Origin of the sequence: Chitinophaga sp. W2I13 (assembly GCF_050434005.1) — a bacterium.
In the GTDB taxonomy this organism is placed as follows: Bacteria; Bacteroidota; Bacteroidia; order Chitinophagales; family Chitinophagaceae; genus Chitinophaga.
Map to the genome: position 1 here is coordinate 3,703,275 of NZ_JBNPWD010000001.1, position 17,461 is coordinate 3,720,735.

Below are 17,461 nucleotides of genomic sequence, written 5' to 3' on the forward strand. Positions count from 1 at the left end.
TTGACGAGGTAAGACTACTCCCCATTATCCCCTGCCTTTATTTTTTTACAGCTGATCAGCAGCTTTAGTTGCAAACGGAAAGCGTTTGCGTGCTAATTTCTTATTCATTCAACATGTAAATTGTTAAAACTAAAAATCAGACTATGAAAAGAATTCGTCTCTTAACCCTTGCACTTGCGGCTGTATTGTTTGGTTCTGCTGCTAACGCCCAGATTCAGAAAGGAAATATTATGGTAGGTGGTACCTTGGGTAACCTGGGTTTAAATTTCCAGAAAGAAAGCACCCAGTTTAGTATGGATCTCACACCAAAAGCGGCCTGGTTTATCAGGGATGGTCTTGCATTGGGAGGCTACGTAAACTTTGGTTTGACAACTGACAACCCGGGTACCAATACAAACTACGGCGTAGGTGCACTTGCCCGTTATTTTGTGGAGGATAAAAATGTAAGGAAACTGGAATTCTCCAAACGTACCCGTTTCTTCGTGGAAGGAAACGTTGGTTTTGCAGGTACCAATGTTGCTAACGGGGCTTCAACTAACGGTCTTAATATAGGTGTAGGCCCTGGCATTTCCTATTTTATTACCCCTAATATTGGTTTGGAAGGATTGCTGAAATACGATCTCACAGTAGGTTTTGGCAGCTCTACTACTTCAAACAGACTGAATCTGGGTGTAGGTTTCCAGATCTATCTGCCTTCAGCAAAGGCGAAACAGATTTACAGGGAAGAAACAGGAAAATAATTTAGTATATAATACAATTCAACAGCAGCGGCGGCAATGATTATTGCCGCCGCTGCTGTTATAAGGAGTCCTGTCTTTTAAGGGCGCTGAATAAAATGAACAGCAGAAGCAGGAATGAATTAACTGAACGGAGGCTTTTAAGCCGGAACCATTTATTTTAGTAGTTGTCTGTGAAGACGCAGACAGGGGGGAAGCTGAAAACCCGGAACAGAGTAAGCATTACATCCATAAAACTCCGGATATGGTAAACTCTATTCTCCTGGCAGTGCTGAAGTTCCTGGCAACCGTTGCTGGCGCACTGTAAATTTTACACCTTGTTACACAAGGATATTAATTAATGGAAATTGCCGAAAATCACAAGTAAGAGTAGGCCCAAATGAAAACAACACCTTATGATCCTTGATGCTTTAAACACATTTCTGACAGGATTGCTGGCGCTGCTGGTGTCTGCGCTTGGCGGCATTTAACCTGTATTGTTAGTTAGCACTAACCCCGGCTGAGGTTGTAACATATGAAAGTACCTGCATATGGTTCCGTAATGTAAATACAATGCTTATTACCGGTGAATCACGAATCGCGCTTCAGACAGGAAGCTGATTTAACAACTTCTGAACAAAAAGCCCCGGTATGTTTTACCGGGGCTTTTTCTTTTAATGTAAATGAGCCATGGAGGCCTATTGAACAGTATAATATCAGGATGCCGAACTGAACAAAATGAACGAGCGGAATTCTGTGAATAGCCGTTAATTTCGGCAGGCACTAAAACAAGAAGTGTACATGGGATTGCCGAAAACCAAATAAAGAGAGTAGGTGTCACCCGTAGTAAAAACTATCTTATGGCTTTACTGAATCAACTGCTGGCAACGCTGGTTGCCCTGCTGAAATCTCTGCTGGGTGGCCTGTAATAAGGACTCCTTTCGGTAAGGGATTGTTCCGTACTTAAATGATACTATTTCCCTTACAACATCATCCGGAGGCTGTTCAATACCAGAACAGCCTCTTTTTTTTGTTGGCAGTATCCGCGTAACATGGCTATGGTGGCTAAATGAACAAATAATTGCGATTGGATTGGAATGAATAAAATGAACGGCCGGATATTGAATGAGAGCTTTTAATTTAGACATGTTAACTGAATAACAACTGGGCATCGCCGAAAACCAGGTAATAGAGTAGGCAGTATCTTATAAAAACCTTTTTCCATGGATTTACTGAATCAACTGCTGGCATTAATCTTAGGATTAGTTAAGTCATTATTAGGTGGTTTACCACTCTAATCATTGTTGGGTCGATTGACCAACAAGTCATCAAACCATTTCAATTATTCAGAAAGGGTTGTTCCAGGTAAGCGGGAACAGCCCTTTCTCTTTTGGGTTATTGCCATCTGGCAGGGATGGCTCCGCTTCCTCCTGAGGTAAGGATTTATGGAACCTGTTAGCCGCGCTGCTGATATTTTTGATCCTTACACCGGGGAAGTTGCGTTCCAGGATAGCGGTTACCTTACTGATATTTCTCCCATGCCTCAAACCTGCGTATACCCTGGACTATCTATGCAGTATGAATACTGTTAGCATGGACTCCTGATGCACTCCTCATGCACTCTTGATGCACTCTTCATGCACTAAGCATGCACTCCCCATGCACTATCCCGTCCTGACAGGGCTATACAGGGGAAAGAAATAATCCTGATATCGCTTTACGCTCCCCGGCTCCCCGTTCCCGGATACTGTTGAGAGGTATCCGTTCCGTTTTCCATCTCCCGGGAAAAAAATTGTAAAGAAATTCTCCTTTTTTTGGTTTTGAAATATGTTTTCCTATATTTGTCAAAACGGGGCATGTGAAGTTACCTTAAGGCTTAACATACACACAATGAATGGTTTCTGAAGCCGTCATCCCCGGTAACAGCAATTTTACCGCACCTCTTTCGCCGCCGGAGCCAGCCCCTTGCCCGGTTTCTTTTATTTTTTCCTGAGATTTATTTGCCAAATAGAAAAAACGGGTTACCTTTGCCCTCCCAAATTGTATTGGGAAAAAACAAGAAGAAGTTCATTGCATATGTCTCAGAGAATAAGAATCAAGCTGAAGTCCTACGATCATAACCTGGTAGACAAGTCTGCTGAGAAGATCGTTAAAACCGTGCGTAACACGGGTGCCGTGGTAACAGGTCCAATTCCTTTACCTACCGAGAAGAAAATATTTACAGTATTACGTTCTCCGCACGTAAATAAGAAAGCGCGCGAGCAGTTCCAACTGTGTACACACAAACGTTTACTGGATATTTACACGTCTTCTTCCAGAACTGTAGACGCGCTGAGCAAGCTCGATCTGCCTTCCGGAGTGGAAGTTGAAATTAAAGCATAGGACAACAGCAAGGCGGGCGAAAGGCCGGCCTTTTATTGATTTATGGTTATCATGTTGATTACCAGCAGGATAGCAATTTTAACAAGCAAACATAGGTCGCGCCTTCTGGGCGGCCGCCCCAATAAATGTATTTAAACCGCCCATCCTGGGGATAGCACGAAATCCCCCAGGCGCTGGGTAAAATCATATAAAAAATGAAAGGTATTATTGGCAAAAAGATTGGTATGACCAGTATCTTCGAGTCTAATGGTAAGCAAACTGCTGTTACCATTATCGAAGCGGGTCCCAACGTTGTAACTCAGGTAAAAACCCTGGAGTCAGATGGTTACAATGCAATTCAGGTTTCTTTCGGTGAGAAGAAAGAAAAACACACCACTAAAGCAGAAAGCAGTCACTTCGCGAAAGCAAGCACCTCTCCCAAACGTTTTGTAAAAGAACTCCGCAACCCGGACGTACAGAAAGCCCTCGGTGAATCTATCACCTGCGAAATCTTCGCAGAAGGTGAAACAATTGACGTTGTAGGCACTTCCAAAGGTAAAGGTTTCCAGGGTGTTGTAAAACGCCACGGATTCAGTGGTGTGGGTGAAGCTACCCACGGTCAGCACGATAGAAGCAGGGCTCCTGGTTCTGTTGGTGGATCCTCTTATCCTTCCCGCGTTTTCAAGGGTATGCGTATGGCCGGCCAGACAGGTAACGAAAGAGTGAAAGTGAAAGGTCTGAAGATCGTGAAAATATTCCCTGAAAAGAATTATATCCTGGTAAGTGGTTCCGTTCCCGGCCACATTGGTTCAATCGTTTTAATCCAGAAGTAACATGCAAATCGATATTTTAAATATAGAAGGTAAGAAAACCGGAAGGACTATTGATCTTCCTGAGGAGATCTTTGGTGTTGAGCCTAACAACCACGTAATCTACCTGGCTGTTAAACAATACCTGGCTGCTCAGCGTCAGGGTACCCACAAGGTAAAAACCAGAGCTGAAGTACAAGGTGCTTCCCGCAAACTGCACAAACAGAAAGGTACCGGTGGCGCCCGTAAAGGTAACATCCGTAACCCATTGTATAAAGGTGGTGGTACCATCTTCGGACCAAAACCGCACGGTTGGGGTTTCAAACTGAACAGAAAAGTGAAAGATCTCGCAAAGATCTCCGCCCTGTCAGTAAAAGCTAAAGAAAACAGCATCATCATTGTTGAAGATCTGCAGCTCGAAACACCAAAAACCAAACAATTCGTTGGCTTCCTGAAGAATCTGAACATCAATGTTGAAGGCAGAAAGACTATGTTCATCACGCCTGAATACAATGACAATGTTTACCTGTCTTTAAGAAACATTCCTACTGTAGACGGTACTGTACTGAGCGACGTAAACACTTACGACATCATGAACAGCAATTATATCGTGTTCACAGAAAGCGCTGCAAAGATCTTCACTGAAGAGCCTGCAGAAGCGGAAGCATAGGATGTCAAAACCAATTAAATAACAGCTTGCGGCTAACGCCAACAGCTTAATGCTATAAAGAAGATGAAACTTTCTGACGTTTTAATCAAACCGGTGGTATCCGAAAAGGTTAACAAAGCAACCGAAAAATTCAACCGCTACTACTTCATTGTTGACAAAAAAGCCAACAAACTGGAGATCAAGAAAGCAGTAGAAGAATTTTACGGCGTAACCGTAGCAGAAGTAAATACTGCTGTAATGCCAGGTAAAGCAAAATTCCGCTTTACTAAAGCCGGTTTCATCGCAGGTAAAAAACCGTCTTACAAAAAGGCGATCATTACCGTTGCAAGTGGTGAAACTATAGATCTGTATGCTAACATGTAGTGCCGTTCCGGCCTGAACAGCCGGGATGTGGATGTATATACAGATCACTATTTATATTTAATAACAACATTTAACTTTTTAGGAAGTAATGGCACTGAAGAAGTTCAAACCAATGACGGCCGGTACCCGCTGGAAAATAGGCAACGCTTACGCTGAGCTGACATCGGATACCCCTGAGAAAAGCCTGCTGGAGCCCATCAAAAGGACCGGCGGTAGAAATGCGCAGGGAAGAATGTCCATGCGCTACATAGGTGGTGGTCACAAGAAACAATACCGTGTAATTGATTTCAAACGTGATAAAGAGAATGTACCTGCTACAGTTAAAACGATCGAATATGATCCTAACCGTAGCGCATTCATCGCACTGGTAAACTATGCTGACGGTGAAAAACGTTATATCATTGCTCCACAGGGCTTACAGGTTGGTGGTACCGTTATAAGCGGCTCCGATGTAGCTCCTGAAGTAGGTAACGCTTTACCACTGAAGAATATGCCACTGGGTACTGTTGTGCACAACATCGAGCTGCAGCCTGGTAAAGGTGGTGCAATCGCAAGAAGCGCCGGCGCTTACGCACAGCTGTCCAACAAGGAAGAAAAATATGCCGTACTGAAAATGCCTTCCGGCGAGCTCCGCAAAGTATTAAATACTTGTAAAGCTACCGTAGGTACTGTTTCTAACTCCGACCACGCACTGCAATCCATCGGTAAAGCAGGTGCTAACCGTTGGAGAGGTATCCGCCCCCGCAACCGTGGTGTGGCTATGAACCCTGTGGATCACCCAATGGGTGGTGGTGAAGGTAAATCTTCCGGAGGCCATCCTAGATCAAGAACTGGTAAATATGCGAAAGGTCTGAAAACCAGAAAACCGCATAAGAGTTCTGATAAGCTGATCATTAGCAGAAAAAACGGTAAAAAATTATAGTATTTCTGAATCAGGGCTCCGGTAGCAATACCGGATCCCGGGTTTGAAAAATCATAAATCAGTAAGACATGGCTCGTTCCATAAAAAAAGGTCCTTACGTAGACCTGAAATTAGAAACAAAAGTTGAAAAGATGAATACCGGTACCAAGCGTTCTGTTATCAAGACCTGGAGCCGTCGTTCTACTATCACTCCTGATTTCGTTGGTCACACTTTCGCTGTTCATAATGGCAACAAATTTATTCCTGTTTATGTAACGGAATTTATGGTTGGTCATAAACTGGGCGAATTTGCACCTACACGTAACTTCAGAGGACACGTAAACAAGAAAATGTAAATTATAGTCTGAGGTTTGAGGTTTGAAGTATTCGTTTCAAACCGGAACATCAAACACCAGACGTCAGACATTAAATAATAAAAGAAATTAATAACAATGGAAGCAGTAGCTAAGCTGAATAATAATCCTACATCTCCCCGCAAAATGCGTTTGCTCGCGGACTTAATCCGTGGTCTGGATGTGGAAAAGGCTTTGAATATTTTGAAATTCCATCCGAAACACCCAAGCGTACCTTTAGAGAAGTTGCTGATATCCGCTATCGCCAACTGGAAAGTGAAGAACGAAGGTGCAAGGGTAGAAGATGCTAACCTGATCGTAAAAACCGTTTTTGTTGATGGCGGCCGCACCCTGAAAAGAATGCGCCCGGCTCCACAGGGAAGGGGTTACCGTATCCGCAAGAGAAGTAACCACGTAACGATCGTAGTGGACGGTAAAGCACAGTAATTCAGTGCAAACCGGAAACAAAATAGAAACAAAACTATTAAACTAATAGACAAATAACCAGAACATGGGTCAGAAAACAAATCCTATTGGTAACAGGTTAGGTATCATCAGAGGATGGGACTCTAATTGGTATGGCAGCAAAAAAGACTTTGCTGTTAAACTGATCGAAGATAACAAGATCAGAACTTATCTGAATGCCCGTATCAACAAAGGTGGCATCTCAAGAGTTGTGATCGAAAGAACTTTAGGTAAGTTAATCATCACTGTTCATACTTCTAAGCCTGGTATCATCATTGGTAAAGGCGGTAACGAAGTTGATCGCATCAAGGAAGAGCTGAAGAAGCTGACAGGCAAAGAAGATGTACAGATCAACATCCTGGAGATCCGTCGTCCCGAAATGGATGCTAACATCGTTGCTGAAACAATCGCAAAACAGATTGAAAGCCGTATCAACTACAAACGTGCTATCAAAATGGCGATTGCTACCGCTCTGAGAATGGGTGCTGAAGGTATCAAGGTTAAAATCAGTGGCCGTTTAGGTGGTGCTGAAATTGCCCGCTCCGAAGAAATGAAACAAGGTCGCGTGCCTTTACATACTTTCCGTATGGACATCGATTACGCTTCCCTGTTCGCTTTAACCGTTTATGGTAAAATCGGTATCAAAGTATGGATCTGTAAAGGTGAAGTACTGGGTAAACGCGATCTGAACCCGAACGTTTTAACCGGTAAAGAAGGTGATAACCGTGGTACTGGTCATGGCGGCGAAAGAAGAGAACATCACGGTGAACGCAGAGATAACCGCGGTGGTGGCGAAAGAAGAGGCGGTGGAGAACACCGTGGCGGTGGCCGCAGATAGTATCTGGCGGTTAAGCAGACATTAACAATTACTATTAACATTAACAACATAGACGATGTTACAGCCAAAAAGAACGAAACACAGGAAGATGCACAAAGGCCGCATCAAAGGGAACGCTAAAAGAGGCGCTACCCTCTCCTTTGGTACTTTCGGTCTTAAAGCATTAGAACCTAAGTGGATCACCGACAGGCAGATCGAAGCTGCACGTGTTGCGCTGACAAGGCACATGAAACGTGAAGGTAACGTATGGATCCGCATATTCCCTGACAAACCTATCACTGCTAAGCCTTTGGAAGTGAGGATGGGTAAAGGTAAAGGTGCTCCTGACCATTGGGCAGCAGTTGTAAAGCCAGGTAGAATTTTATTTGAAGCTGATGGCGTTTCCTTACAGGTAGCAAAAGAAGCAATGGAACTCGCAGCACAGAAACTGCCCATTAAAGTAAAATTTGTAACCAGCCGCGACTTCGTAGCTTAATTACAGGTACACAATAACTAAAAATCCGGTAACACTGCCCCGGCAGCTAACCGAATCAAACTCAATACAATGGCAAAAGAAAAGCTGGAACTGAAAGGCCTGAGCGAACAAGATCTGAAAGAGAAAATCTCTGCAGAAGAACTCCGCTTGAAAAAAATGACCTTTGGTCACGCAATTACGCCAATCGAAAATCCAATGAGCATCCGCGCCGTAAGACGCGATATCGCTCGGATGAATACCGAACTGCGTAAAAGACAACTGGGCTTCTGATTCTTCAGTCCCGGTGATACCGGGACTGCTGACATAGCATTAGTATAATACAATTTATGACCTCCTCACGGAGGGTTAAATACTTTCAACAATGACGACCGAAAGAAAATTAAGAAAAACCAGGATTGGTGTGGTTGCCAGCAACAAAATGGATAAAACCATTACCGTTAAGGTGGAGCGTAAGGTAAAGCACCCGATCTATGGTAAATTCGTGAAAAAAACTACCAAGTTCATGGCGCACGACGATAAAAACGAGTGCAGCATCGGCGATACCGTGAAAATCGCGGAAACACGCCCTCTGAGCAAGAACAAATGCTGGAGACTGGTAGAAGTAATCGCTAAAGTAAAATAATTATTTATTTGTTTCAAGCTGCTGCCGGCAACCCCGGTGCCAGCCGCTGACTAAACAATATCAAATCTCATTTCGATGATACAACAAGAATCAAGACTGAGTGTAGCTGATAACAGCGGTGCCAAAGAAGTATTGTGCATCCGCGTATTAGGTAACTCCGGTCAGGACTACGCTGGCGTAGGCGATAAAATTGTAGTAACCGTTAAGGACGCAATGCCAGGTGGCGGTGTGAAGAAAGGTATGGTGACCAAAGCTGTAATCGTAAGAACTAAGAACAAATTACGTCGTAAAGATGGTTCTTATATCCGTTTCGATGATAACGCGGTTGTACTGCTCAATAACTCAGACGAACCTCGCGGTACCCGTATTTTCGGTCCGGTTGCACGTGAGCTGAGAGACAAGGGTTATATGAAAATTATCTCCCTCGCTCCTGAGGTATTATAAAGATATAGCGGTACAGGGATTTTGGAATTTTTATGATTTTTATCAAAAAAAGCCAAAATCCCGAAATCCGAAAATATTTCTTATCTTTGCAGCCCGTTTGCAAAACGAGAAAAAACATTAATCAAGCGAAACTATTGTTTCGCTTGGCGTTTATAAATAAATCAAAGTAATGAAAACTAGATTTAAGCCTAAATTTAACATTAAGAAAGGCGACCTGGTTGCGGTAATTGCCGGTGATGACAAGGATAGAACCAAAGCGCGTAAAGTGCTGGAAGTGAATCCTGAGAAAGCCCGCATTCTTGTAGAAGGCGTTAACATTATTACCAAGCACACGAAGCCAACTGCCCAGAATACCAAAGGTGGTATTGTTAAGCAGGAAGCTCCTATCGCCATCTCTAATGTAATGCTGTGGGATGCTAAAACTGGTAAACCTACCAGGGTTAACAGGCAGAGAGAAAACGGTAAATTAATTCGTATCGCTAAAAAATCAGGGGAGGAAATTAAATAATGTCAAACACAAAATATACTCCGAGACTGCAGACTAAATACCACGAGGAAGTTAAATCTGCACTGATGAAGAAATTCAACTACAAAAGTGTTATGCAGGTTCCTCGCCTGGTAAAAATTTGCCTGAACCAGGGTATCAATGGTGCAGTAGGTGATAAGAAACTGGTAGACATCGCAGTAGACGAAATGACCCGCATCGCTGGTCAGAAAGCTATCGCTACCATGTCTAAAAAGGATATCTCCAACTTCAAACTCAGAAAGAACATGCCTATCGGTGCACGTGTAACTTTACGCAGCACTAATATGTACGACTTCCTGGATCGTTTGATCGCTGTATCCCTCCCACGTGTACGTGACTTCAAAGGTGTGAACGAAAAAGCTTTTGACGGTCGTGGTAACTACACTATGGGTATCACCGAACAAATCATCTTCCCTGAAATCGATATCGATAAAGTAACGAAAATGTCCGGTATGGATATCACCTTCGTTACCACTGCAAACACCAACGAAGAAGCTTACGAGCTCCTGAAGGAAATGGGTATGCCGTTCAAGGGTATGAAAAAAGATAATCAGTAAATCGAAACGATAATATAATTATGGCAAAAGAATCCGTAAAAGCCAGACAAAGGAAAAGAGAAGCTATGGTAGCTAAGTTCGCAGAAAAACGCGCTGCCCTGAAAGCTGCCGGTGACTACGCTGCACTGGATCAACTTCCAAAAAATGCTTCCCCTGTTCGTCTGCACAACAGATGCCAGCTGACCGGTCGTCCTAAAGGATACATGCGTCACTTCGGCCTCTGCAGGAACATGTTCCGTGACCTGGCTCTCGCAGGTAAAATCCCTGGCGTTAGAAAAGCCAGCTGGTAATTCAAGGTGTTTATCTTCCGGCCTACCGGAGGTGTAAATCCCGAAAAAGTTATTTGATTCCCATCTTATTACGATTGGATATCGCATTGTAAACATTTATCAAACTATTACAACAATGGTTACTGATCCAATAGCAGACTTCCTGACACGTATCCGGAACGCGCAAATGGCCACCCACAGGATTGTGGAAATTCCGGCTTCCAAGCTGAAAAAACGCATTACAGAAATTCTGTACGACAAAGGTTATATCCTGAAGTACAAATTTGAAGAAGATACTAAACAAGGCGTAATCAAAATCGCTTTGAAGTACGATCCGATCTCTAAAGAACCCGCTATCAAGGAATTACAACGCATCAGCCGCCCAGGTCTGCGTCAGTACGCTAAACCAGAAGAGTTTAAGCGCGTGAAGAACGGTTTAGGCGTAGCGATTATCTCTACTTCCAAAGGTGTAATGACCGATAAGGAAGCAAAAGCTCAAAATGTAGGTGGCGAAGTAGTTTGCTTCATCTATTAATATATTGAATGACTGGTTGTTACCCAACCAGTCATTCACTTAAGTTATCTGACAATTAAGCTCTCTATACGGCGCTGAACACGGATAACCGGTACATCAATATCAAACAACTTTAAATTAAAGTTATGTCTCGTATAGGTAAAAGTCCTATCAAATTGGCTAGCGGAGTTACAGTTACTGTTTCCCCTTCCAATGAAGTAACCGTAAAAGGCCCTAAAGGTGAACTGAAAAAGAACATCGACAGGGAAATGAAGATTGAGGTGAAGGACGGCGTTTTAACAGTAATCCGCCCAACTGAACAGATCCGTCATAAAGCACTCCACGGTTTATACCGCGCTTTACTGGCTAACATGGTTCAGGGTGTTACTGAAGGATTCAAAAAACAACTGGAACTGGTGGGTGTTGGTTATAAAGCAGCAAACAACGGTCAGTTACTGGATCTCGCTTTAGGTTACTCTCACAATATCGTTTTCGAAATTCCGAAAGAACTGAAGGTAGCTACCCTGACTGAAAAAGGTCAGAACCCTAAGATCATGCTGGAAGGTATCGATAACCAATTGCTGGGTCAGGTAGCCGCTAAGATCCGCGGTCTGCGTAAACCAGAACCATACAAAGGTAAAGGTGTTCGCTACAGCGATGAAGTGGTACGTAAGAAAGCTGGTAAATCAGCCGGTAAGTAAAATATTTAATTGGCTAATCAGCTACTATAGCTGGTTAGCTGATTTTAACAGATACCCCGGCAGCATCGGGGTAATAAAATAAAACTCAAAATGAGCACAAAAGTTAACAGGAGACAGAAAATCCGCTACCGCATCCGTAAGAAAATTTCCGGTACTGCACAGCAACCAAGATTATCTGTATTTCGCAGCAACAGCGATATCTATGTGCAGTTGATCGACGATACCAATGGCACTACCCTGGCTTCCGCTTCTTCCCGTGATAAGGATATCAAAGCACAGGCAGGTAACAAAAGCGAAAAATCTGTACTGGTAGGTAAAGCGCTGGCTGTTAAGGCACTGGCACTGGGTCTCACCACCTGCGTTTTCGACAGAAGTGGTTATTTATATCATGGCCGCGTGAAAAGCGTAGCTGACGGAGCAAGAGAAGGCGGTCTTCAGTTTTAATCACGAAGTCCGAATCTTATAATTCTGAACAAGTAATTCTTATAAAATAAAATGGCAAAGAATTCATTCAATAAAGTAAAGGCTGGTGATCTGGAGCTGAAAGAAAAAGTAGTGGCGATCAACCGTGTTACTAAAACCACTAAAGGCGGTCGTACATTCAGTTTCTCCGCACTGGTAGTTGTAGGTAACGAAAACGGTGTTGTTGGTCACGGTCTTGGTAAAGCCAAAGAAGTACAGCAGGCTATCACCAAAGGTATAGACGATGCCAAGAAGAACCTGATCAAGGTTCCTGTTATGCACGGTACCATTCCTCACGATCAGTTTGCTAAAGAAGGCGCCGCCAAAGTGTTGATCAAACCAGCCGCTCACGGTACCGGTGTGATCGCAGGAGGTTCCATGCGTGCAGTACTGGAAAGCGTTGGTGTAACCGACGTACTTGCTAAATCTCTGGGTTCCGCTAATCCACACAACGTGGTAAAAGCTACCTTCAAAGCTTTAGGCATGTTACGCGAACCAATCAGCATCGCCAAAACAAGAGGCGTTTCCCTGAAGAAAGTTTTCAACGGTTGATTTATACCCGCTGAAAAGCTGGGTACCTCCGGAAAATTTTGAAAATAATTCATTAACAATTAAATTACTCCGCTTTTAGCGGATAGGGGTTTATGGCAAAGATTAAGATCACTCAAGTGAAAAGTGGTATAGACCGTCCGGAAAGGCAGAAACTGACCTTGAAGGCACTGGGCCTGACTAAAATGCACGCTACTGTTGAAGTAGAAGCAACTCCTCAGATCCTGGGTATGGTCCGTAAAGTTAATCACCTTGTAACGGTAGAAACAGTTAACGCTTAATTAAGTAACACTGCTGTGGGATTGTCTGTTGATAATCTTACCTTTACATTTGTGACTTTACCATTTTTATTTTAGAATAAAAGCGAGCGGTTAATTTCCGCGCAAGTAAAAACAATTAATTATGAATCTGCATTCATTACAGCCTGCACAAGGCGCTGTACATAAAGAAAAACGTCTTGGACGTGGTGAGGCTTCCGGTAAAGGTGGTACCTCTACAAAAGGTAACAAAGGTATCCAGCAACGTGCTGGTTACGCGAGCAAAAGAGGCTTCGAAGGTGGCCAGATGCCAATCCAACGCCGTATGCCAAAACGCGGTTTCAAAAATAATAACCGTGAAGAATACAAAATCTTCAACCTGGGTCAGCTGGATCAATTAGTTGAGAAATATGGCCTCCAGGAGTTTAATCTGGAAACCTTGTTCATGAACGGTCTGATTAACAGAACAGCTAAAGTTAAGATTCTCGCTACCGGCGAACTCAAAACAAAGGTGACTGTTAAAGTTAACGCTATCAGCGAAAAAGCTAAACAGGCCATCGAAACAGCAGGTGGATCAGTAGAACTGGTATAAGACTTTACGACTGAGGAGACGCCTACGGAGTAGTGCGTCTTTTCATATTTAATAGCGCTATTAAACCTTTATCTTCCTGTGAAGAAATTTATCGAAACGATTAAGAATATCTGGAGTATTGAGGATTTGCGTAACCGCATCCTGACCACCCTGCTCCTGGTCCTCATCTACCGCGTAGGATCCTATATCGCTTTGCCCGGCATTGATGCAAATGCGCTCACCGACTTTGAGAAAAATTCTAATCAGGGTATCCTGGGTTTGGTTAACATGTTTGCCGGCGGATCGTTTTCAAGGGCCTCCATATTTGCATTGGGTATTATGCCCTACATCTCTGCGTCCATTGCCATCCAGTTATTAACTATAGCTGTTCCGCAATTCCAGAAAATGCAGAAAGAAGGTGAAAGCGGCCGCAAAAAAATTAACCAGTTCACCCGTTACCTCACAGTTATCGTAACAGGTTTCCAGGCGAGTGCTTACGTTGCTTATCTGCGTAATCAGTCAGGTGGCGCTATTATTGCCGAATATGGCACCTTTTTCTTCTGGCTCTCTACTACCGTTTTACTTACTGCAGGTACCCTGTTTGTAATGTGGCTCGGTGAAAAGATCACAGACAAAGGAATTGGTAACGGTACCTCCATCATCATTATGATGGGTATCCTTGCCCGTTTGCCACAGGCTTTAGTCGCAGAATTTTCCAGTAAAGTTGCAGGTGAAGCGGGTGGACCGATCCTGTTCCTCATTGAAATTGCCATCTTTATCTTAATCACCGTGGGCCTCATCCTGCTCGTTCAGGGTACCAGGAAAATACCGGTGAATTACGCTAAACGTATCGTAGGTAACAAACAATATGGTGGTGTACGCCAGTTCATTCCCCTGAAAGTGAATGCTGCCGGTGTAATGCCTATCATCTTCGCCCAGGCGATCATGTTCATCCCTGCAACTGCCATAGGCTTTGCCACTTCCTCAGAAAGTGCGTCCGGCTTTATCCGCATCTTCAGTGATCACACGAACGGCTGGTACAACCTCATTTACGCGGTGCTCGTTATTGTATTCACCTACTTCTATACTGCGCTCATTTTCAATCCAACCCAAATGGCGGATGAAATGAAACGTAATAACGGATTCATCCCGGGTATCAAACCAGGTAAAGCAACCGCTGATTACATTGGTGCGGTAATGGACCGTATCACTTTGCCCGGCGCATTTTTCCTGGCAATAGTGGGTATCATGCCCGGCCTGGCTGCCGCCTTTAAAGTGAACAGCAACTTTGCTACTTTCTTCGGAGGTACATCCCTGCTGATCATGGTGGGAGTTATCCTGGATACATTGCAACAAATTGAAAGCCAGCTCCTGATGCGCCATTACGATGGACTGATGAGCACCGGCCGTATCAAAGGCAGAACTGCCCCGGCTAACGCATAAGTAATTGAACACAAAAGTGTTACAAGAACAATAAAATAGCCACAGAAGCTCTCCCGCTTTGGTGGCTATATTATTTTTGAATAAAGAACAGTTAGTCCTTAGCTTCAGTTAAAAGCATACGCAGAAAGCTGACGCTGATCACTAACAGCGACAGAAACAAGGATGTTATGATTCACTATAAGACGAAGGAAGAAATAGAGTTGATACGTAAAAGTGCCCTGATTCTCAGTGCAGCCCTGGCAGAAGTAGCCAGGACCCTGAAACCGGGGATGACTACACTGGACGTGGATGCTGTTGCTGATAAGTTTATCGTTGAAAATGGTGGAACACCTTCCTTCAAAAATTACAAAGGTTTCCCGAATGCCTGCTGCATTTCAGTAAATGAAGAAGTAGTACACGGTATTCCAAATAAATATGTGCTGAAAGACGGTGATATCCTCACCGTGGATGTAGGGGTTTACATGAACGGATACCATTCCGACAGCGCCTACACCTTTGCCATTGGTAATGTACCCGAAAACGTACTCCGCCTGATGACTGCCACCAAAGCTTCCCTGTACAAAGGCATCGAAAAAGCGATTGTTGGCAACAGGATAGGTGATATCTCTTATGCAATACAGGAATATACCGAAAAAGAGCGCGGTTACGGCGTAGTAAGGGAACTGGTAGGGCATGGCCTCGGCCGGAACCTGCATGAGGACCCTCAGGTGCCTAATTATGGTAAAAGAGGTAGTGGTCCGGTGATGAAGGAAGGACTGGTGATAGCCATCGAGCCTATGATCAATCTCCGCTCGAAAGACGTGGAGTACCTGGAAGACGGCTGGACAGTAGCTACCCGCGACGGAAGCCCGTCTGTTCACTTTGAACATACGGTGGCTGTTGGAAAAGGGAAGGCGGATGTGTTATCTACCTATGTGGATATAGAAAAAGAAGAGAAAAACAACCCCGAATTAAATTCAAATTACTAGTATAGGATTTTGGATTTATCTAATATAGCAGGGGTTTTGAGGGTAAAAAGGACAGGTTTTGGTAAAAAAACTGGCAATATTAATAATAATCAGGGGAAATTTTTCTATTTCAAAAGATAAATGCTATCTTTGCAGTCCTAAAAATTTTTATGGCAAAACAGGCACTCATTAAACAGGATGGAATTATATTAGAAGCCTTGTCGAACGCTATGTTCCGTGTAAAATTGGAAAACGGGCATGAGATCCTGGCCACCATTTCTGGAAAAATGAGAATGCACTACATCCGCATTCTGCCAGGAGATAAGGTTGGCGTGGAGATGAGCCCATACGATTTGTCAAGAGGCCGTATAATTTTCAGATACAAATAAGTGGGAACAGCGTAGAGGGGATTGGAATAATAATTTAACAAATATCATAACCTTTTATAAAGTATTAATCATGAAGGTAAGAGCTGCAATCAAAAAAAGAAGTGCGGATTGTAAAATAGTTCGTAGAAAAGGTGTTTTGTTGGTGATCAACAAAAAGAATCCTCGTTTTAAACAACGCCAGGGTTAATCGGTTCCCCTAACGGAATTTGATTTTTTAATCAGAATCATAAAATCTAAAATAGAAATATGGCACGTATAGCCGGTATAGATCTTCCTAAAAATAAAAGAGGAGAAATTGGCCTCACCTATATCTTTGGTATAGGCCGTTCTACCGCCCAATATATCCTGAACAAGGCGGAAATTGATGTAAACAAAAAAGTGCGTGATTGGAATGATGATGATCAAGCTGCCATCCGTAACATTATCAACGGTGAGTTTAAGGTAGAAGGTCAGCTGCGTTCCGAAGTGCAAATGAATATCAAGCGTTTGCTGGATATCGCTTGTTACCGCGGTTTGCGTCACAGGAAAGGCTTACCGGTAAGAGGTCAGCGTACACGTACCAACAGCCGTACCCGTAAAGGTAAACGTAAGACAGTGGCTGGTAAGAAAAAAGCAACTAAGAAATAATAAATAAAATCCCAGGTTGAAATCCCAAATCCGAATCTGAGGGGTTTCAATGACCGTGAGTCGTGTAATTTGGGATGCGGAATTTCATATTTGGAATTTAAATCATTATGGCAAAAGCAAATAATACAAAAACTGCTGCTAATAAAAAGAGAGTAGTAAAGGTAGATAACTACGGAGATGTTCATATCTCTGCTAGCTTTAACAACATCATCGTGAGCATCACCAACAAGCATGGTCAGGTTATATCCTGGTCTTCTGCTGGTAAAATGGGCTTCAGAGGTTCTAAGAAGAACACTCCGTATGCTGCTCAGCTGGCTGCACAGGATGCTGCTAAAGTTGCAATGGACTCAGGTCTGAAAAGAGCAGATGTATTTGTAAAAGGCCCTGGAGCTGGTCGTGAAAGTGCTATCCGCGCTATCGCTAACTCCGGTATCGAAGTGAACATGATTAAAGACGTTACGCCTTTACCACACAACGGTTGCCGCCCTCCTAAGAAGAGAAGAGTATAGTAATATATATTTACAGCATCCAGATACCAGATTTCATTAGAAGTTTGGTATCTGGACGTTGTAATATTATTAAATAAATGGATGCATGATCAGGTTTTCAGATTTTTTGAAGAGCATGCATCA

General features: G+C 43.4%; 30 protein-coding genes. 28 read left to right on the plus strand and 2 right to left on the minus strand.

All coding sequences use genetic code 11. The features are described 5' to 3' along the window. The first annotated feature begins 143 nt into the window (after positions 1-143). A complete protein-coding gene (locus tag QFZ48_RS15315; protein ID WP_370912475.1) occupies positions 144-740 on the plus strand; it encodes a hypothetical protein in 597 nt (198 codons plus the stop codon). Between the two features lie 842 nt (positions 741-1,582). On the opposite strand, the gene QFZ48_RS15320 is transcribed toward QFZ48_RS15315, so the two are convergent. Continuing rightward, entirely contained in the window at positions 1,583-1,864 is a 282-nt protein-coding gene (locus tag QFZ48_RS15320) for a hypothetical protein (RefSeq protein ID WP_429062908.1), read from the minus strand. A 198-nt stretch (positions 1,865-2,062) separates the two neighbouring features. Continuing rightward, positions 2,063-2,263 carry a hypothetical protein gene (locus QFZ48_RS15325; protein WP_429062910.1) on the minus strand — a complete coding sequence of 67 codons (201 nt, stop codon included), beginning with the start codon at positions 2,261-2,263 and terminating at the stop codon, positions 2,063-2,065. A 529-nt stretch (positions 2,264-2,792) separates the two neighbouring features. On the opposite strand from QFZ48_RS15325, the gene rpsJ reads away from it, so the two are divergent. From rpsJ to rpsK, 27 genes are all read left to right on the plus strand, one after another. Then, on the plus strand, positions 2,793-3,098 hold the full coding sequence (gene rpsJ, locus QFZ48_RS15330) for a 30S ribosomal protein S10 (RefSeq protein WP_012789286.1): 306 nt from the start codon (positions 2,793-2,795) through the stop codon (positions 3,096-3,098). 194 nt (positions 3,099-3,292) lie between these two features. Then, the gene (gene rplC, locus QFZ48_RS15335) at positions 3,293-3,910 is read left to right on the plus strand and encodes a 50S ribosomal protein L3 (RefSeq protein ID WP_079470775.1); all 618 of its coding nucleotides are present in this window, start codon (positions 3,293-3,295) and stop codon (positions 3,908-3,910) included. A gap of 1 nt (position 3,911) precedes the next feature. Beyond that, complete coding sequence (gene rplD, locus QFZ48_RS15340) at positions 3,912-4,556, plus strand: 50S ribosomal protein L4 (protein WP_370912473.1); 645 nt, start codon at positions 3,912-3,914, stop codon at positions 4,554-4,556. A gap of 63 nt (positions 4,557-4,619) precedes the next feature. Further along, complete coding sequence (gene rplW / locus QFZ48_RS15345; RefSeq protein ID WP_079470773.1) at positions 4,620-4,919, plus strand: 50S ribosomal protein L23; 300 nt, start codon at positions 4,620-4,622, stop codon at positions 4,917-4,919. Positions 4,920-5,007: 88 nt separating this feature from the next. Then, entirely contained in the window at positions 5,008-5,841 is an 834-nt protein-coding gene (gene rplB / locus QFZ48_RS15350) for a 50S ribosomal protein L2 (protein ID WP_079470772.1), read from the plus strand. Positions 5,842-5,909: 68 nt separating this feature from the next. Then, entirely contained in the window at positions 5,910-6,176 is a 267-nt protein-coding gene (gene rpsS / locus QFZ48_RS15355) for a 30S ribosomal protein S19 (protein ID WP_079470771.1), read from the plus strand. A 96-nt stretch (positions 6,177-6,272) separates the two neighbouring features. Then, positions 6,273-6,620, plus strand: coding sequence for a 50S ribosomal protein L22 (rplV, locus tag QFZ48_RS15360; protein ID WP_079470770.1), 348 nt, complete (start codon positions 6,273-6,275; stop codon positions 6,618-6,620). Positions 6,621-6,684: 64 nt separating this feature from the next. After that, positions 6,685-7,476, plus strand: a complete 792-nt coding sequence (gene rpsC / locus QFZ48_RS15365) for a 30S ribosomal protein S3 (protein ID WP_079470769.1) — start codon at positions 6,685-6,687, stop codon at positions 7,474-7,476. A 55-nt stretch (positions 7,477-7,531) separates the two neighbouring features. After that, positions 7,532-7,951, plus strand: a complete 420-nt coding sequence (rplP, locus tag QFZ48_RS15370; protein WP_106527847.1) for a 50S ribosomal protein L16 — start codon at positions 7,532-7,534, stop codon at positions 7,949-7,951. A gap of 69 nt (positions 7,952-8,020) precedes the next feature. Beyond that, on the plus strand, positions 8,021-8,221 hold the full coding sequence (gene rpmC / locus QFZ48_RS15375; protein WP_079470767.1) for a 50S ribosomal protein L29: 201 nt from the start codon (positions 8,021-8,023) through the stop codon (positions 8,219-8,221). 91 nt (positions 8,222-8,312) lie between these two features. Then, a complete protein-coding gene (gene rpsQ / locus QFZ48_RS15380) occupies positions 8,313-8,573 on the plus strand; it encodes a 30S ribosomal protein S17 (RefSeq protein WP_079470766.1) in 261 nt (86 codons plus the stop codon). Between the two features lie 75 nt (positions 8,574-8,648). Then, entirely contained in the window at positions 8,649-9,017 is a 369-nt protein-coding gene (rplN, locus tag QFZ48_RS15385) for a 50S ribosomal protein L14 (protein WP_079470765.1), read from the plus strand. Positions 9,018-9,186: 169 nt separating this feature from the next. Then, positions 9,187-9,525 (plus strand): 50S ribosomal protein L24, encoded by a 339-nt coding sequence (rplX, locus tag QFZ48_RS15390; RefSeq protein ID WP_370912472.1) that lies wholly within the window; start codon positions 9,187-9,189, stop codon positions 9,523-9,525. Further along, entirely contained in the window at positions 9,525-10,100 is a 576-nt protein-coding gene (gene rplE, locus QFZ48_RS15395; protein ID WP_079470763.1) for a 50S ribosomal protein L5, read from the plus strand. The genes rplX and rplE overlap by 1 nt, the downstream gene beginning before the upstream one ends. A 20-nt stretch (positions 10,101-10,120) precedes the next feature. Continuing rightward, positions 10,121-10,390, plus strand: a complete 270-nt coding sequence (rpsN, locus tag QFZ48_RS15400; RefSeq protein WP_079470762.1) for a 30S ribosomal protein S14 — start codon at positions 10,121-10,123, stop codon at positions 10,388-10,390. Between the two features lie 115 nt (positions 10,391-10,505). Next, positions 10,506-10,904 (plus strand): 30S ribosomal protein S8, encoded by a 399-nt coding sequence (gene rpsH, locus QFZ48_RS15405; RefSeq protein WP_089903208.1) that lies wholly within the window; start codon positions 10,506-10,508, stop codon positions 10,902-10,904. Between the two features lie 125 nt (positions 10,905-11,029). Further along, a complete protein-coding gene (rplF, locus tag QFZ48_RS15410; protein ID WP_079470760.1) occupies positions 11,030-11,584 on the plus strand; it encodes a 50S ribosomal protein L6 in 555 nt (184 codons plus the stop codon). Between the two features lie 90 nt (positions 11,585-11,674). Continuing rightward, the gene (gene rplR / locus QFZ48_RS15415) at positions 11,675-12,028 is read left to right on the plus strand and encodes a 50S ribosomal protein L18 (protein ID WP_370912470.1); all 354 of its coding nucleotides are present in this window, start codon (positions 11,675-11,677) and stop codon (positions 12,026-12,028) included. A 51-nt stretch (positions 12,029-12,079) separates the two neighbouring features. Continuing rightward, positions 12,080-12,598, plus strand: a complete 519-nt coding sequence (gene rpsE / locus QFZ48_RS15420) for a 30S ribosomal protein S5 (RefSeq protein ID WP_079470758.1) — start codon at positions 12,080-12,082, stop codon at positions 12,596-12,598. A gap of 92 nt (positions 12,599-12,690) precedes the next feature. Continuing rightward, entirely contained in the window at positions 12,691-12,876 is a 186-nt protein-coding gene (gene rpmD / locus QFZ48_RS15425) for a 50S ribosomal protein L30 (RefSeq protein WP_079470757.1), read from the plus strand. Positions 12,877-12,997: 121 nt separating this feature from the next. After that, a complete protein-coding gene (rplO, locus tag QFZ48_RS15430; protein ID WP_429051242.1) occupies positions 12,998-13,444 on the plus strand; it encodes a 50S ribosomal protein L15 in 447 nt (148 codons plus the stop codon). Between the two features lie 78 nt (positions 13,445-13,522). After that, a complete protein-coding gene (gene secY, locus QFZ48_RS15435) occupies positions 13,523-14,866 on the plus strand; it encodes a preprotein translocase subunit SecY (protein WP_079470755.1) in 1,344 nt (447 codons plus the stop codon). A 167-nt stretch (positions 14,867-15,033) separates the two neighbouring features. Further along, positions 15,034-15,834 (plus strand): type I methionyl aminopeptidase, encoded by an 801-nt coding sequence (map, locus tag QFZ48_RS15440; protein ID WP_370912468.1) that lies wholly within the window; start codon positions 15,034-15,036, stop codon positions 15,832-15,834. Positions 15,835-15,983: 149 nt separating this feature from the next. Beyond that, positions 15,984-16,202 (plus strand): translation initiation factor IF-1, encoded by a 219-nt coding sequence (infA, locus tag QFZ48_RS15445; RefSeq protein ID WP_012789309.1) that lies wholly within the window; start codon positions 15,984-15,986, stop codon positions 16,200-16,202. Between the two features lie 70 nt (positions 16,203-16,272). Further along, positions 16,273-16,389, plus strand: coding sequence for a 50S ribosomal protein L36 (gene rpmJ, locus QFZ48_RS15450; protein WP_073083232.1), 117 nt, complete (start codon positions 16,273-16,275; stop codon positions 16,387-16,389). 59 nt (positions 16,390-16,448) lie between these two features. Further along, a complete protein-coding gene (gene rpsM / locus QFZ48_RS15455; protein ID WP_089903187.1) occupies positions 16,449-16,829 on the plus strand; it encodes a 30S ribosomal protein S13 in 381 nt (126 codons plus the stop codon). A 107-nt stretch (positions 16,830-16,936) separates the two neighbouring features. Next, positions 16,937-17,338 carry a 30S ribosomal protein S11 gene (gene rpsK, locus QFZ48_RS15460; RefSeq protein WP_079470752.1) on the plus strand — a complete coding sequence of 134 codons (402 nt, stop codon included), beginning with the start codon at positions 16,937-16,939 and terminating at the stop codon, positions 17,336-17,338. Positions 17,339-17,461: the final 123 nt, after the last annotated feature.

What these genes read in the sequence shown, in the direction of transcription:
- rplO (WP_429051242.1), top strand. Translation starts at nt 12,998, where the DNA reads ATGAATCTGCATTCATTACAGCCTGCACAAGGCGCTGTACATAAAGAA.
- QFZ48_RS15315 (WP_370912475.1), top strand. Translation starts at nt 144, where the DNA reads ATGAAAAGAATTCGTCTCTTAACCCTTGCACTTGCGGCTGTATTGTTT.
- rpsH (WP_089903208.1), top strand. Translation starts at nt 10,506, where the DNA reads ATGGTTACTGATCCAATAGCAGACTTCCTGACACGTATCCGGAACGCG.
- rplR (WP_370912470.1), top strand. Translation starts at nt 11,675, where the DNA reads ATGAGCACAAAAGTTAACAGGAGACAGAAAATCCGCTACCGCATCCGT.
- map (WP_370912468.1), top strand. Translation starts at nt 15,034, where the DNA reads ATGATTCACTATAAGACGAAGGAAGAAATAGAGTTGATACGTAAAAGT.
- rpmC (WP_079470767.1), top strand. Translation starts at nt 8,021, where the DNA reads ATGGCAAAAGAAAAGCTGGAACTGAAAGGCCTGAGCGAACAAGATCTG.
- rplW (WP_079470773.1), top strand. Translation starts at nt 4,620, where the DNA reads ATGAAACTTTCTGACGTTTTAATCAAACCGGTGGTATCCGAAAAGGTT.
- rplD (WP_370912473.1), top strand. Translation starts at nt 3,912, where the DNA reads ATGCAAATCGATATTTTAAATATAGAAGGTAAGAAAACCGGAAGGACT.
- QFZ48_RS15320 (WP_429062908.1), bottom strand. Translation starts at nt 1,864, where the DNA reads ATGTCTAAATTAAAAGCTCTCATTCAATATCCGGCCGTTCATTTTATT.
- rpsS (WP_079470771.1), top strand. Translation starts at nt 5,910, where the DNA reads ATGGCTCGTTCCATAAAAAAAGGTCCTTACGTAGACCTGAAATTAGAA.
- rpmJ (WP_073083232.1), top strand. Translation starts at nt 16,273, where the DNA reads ATGAAGGTAAGAGCTGCAATCAAAAAAAGAAGTGCGGATTGTAAAATA.
- rplB (WP_079470772.1), top strand. Translation starts at nt 5,008, where the DNA reads ATGGCACTGAAGAAGTTCAAACCAATGACGGCCGGTACCCGCTGGAAA.
- rpsJ (WP_012789286.1), top strand. Translation starts at nt 2,793, where the DNA reads ATGTCTCAGAGAATAAGAATCAAGCTGAAGTCCTACGATCATAACCTG.
- rpsM (WP_089903187.1), top strand. Translation starts at nt 16,449, where the DNA reads ATGGCACGTATAGCCGGTATAGATCTTCCTAAAAATAAAAGAGGAGAA.
- rplV (WP_079470770.1), top strand. Translation starts at nt 6,273, where the DNA reads ATGGAAGCAGTAGCTAAGCTGAATAATAATCCTACATCTCCCCGCAAA.
- rplN (WP_079470765.1), top strand. Translation starts at nt 8,649, where the DNA reads ATGATACAACAAGAATCAAGACTGAGTGTAGCTGATAACAGCGGTGCC.
- rplX (WP_370912472.1), top strand. Translation starts at nt 9,187, where the DNA reads ATGAAAACTAGATTTAAGCCTAAATTTAACATTAAGAAAGGCGACCTG.
- rplE (WP_079470763.1), top strand. Translation starts at nt 9,525, where the DNA reads ATGTCAAACACAAAATATACTCCGAGACTGCAGACTAAATACCACGAG.
- rplF (WP_079470760.1), top strand. Translation starts at nt 11,030, where the DNA reads ATGTCTCGTATAGGTAAAAGTCCTATCAAATTGGCTAGCGGAGTTACA.
- rplP (WP_106527847.1), top strand. Translation starts at nt 7,532, where the DNA reads ATGTTACAGCCAAAAAGAACGAAACACAGGAAGATGCACAAAGGCCGC.
- rpsN (WP_079470762.1), top strand. Translation starts at nt 10,121, where the DNA reads ATGGCAAAAGAATCCGTAAAAGCCAGACAAAGGAAAAGAGAAGCTATG.
- infA (WP_012789309.1), top strand. Translation starts at nt 15,984, where the DNA reads ATGGCAAAACAGGCACTCATTAAACAGGATGGAATTATATTAGAAGCC.
- rpsC (WP_079470769.1), top strand. Translation starts at nt 6,685, where the DNA reads ATGGGTCAGAAAACAAATCCTATTGGTAACAGGTTAGGTATCATCAGA.
- rpsQ (WP_079470766.1), top strand. Translation starts at nt 8,313, where the DNA reads ATGACGACCGAAAGAAAATTAAGAAAAACCAGGATTGGTGTGGTTGCC.
- rpmD (WP_079470757.1), top strand. Translation starts at nt 12,691, where the DNA reads ATGGCAAAGATTAAGATCACTCAAGTGAAAAGTGGTATAGACCGTCCG.
- rplC (WP_079470775.1), top strand. Translation starts at nt 3,293, where the DNA reads ATGAAAGGTATTATTGGCAAAAAGATTGGTATGACCAGTATCTTCGAG.
- rpsK (WP_079470752.1), top strand. Translation starts at nt 16,937, where the DNA reads ATGGCAAAAGCAAATAATACAAAAACTGCTGCTAATAAAAAGAGAGTA.
- rpsE (WP_079470758.1), top strand. Translation starts at nt 12,080, where the DNA reads ATGGCAAAGAATTCATTCAATAAAGTAAAGGCTGGTGATCTGGAGCTG.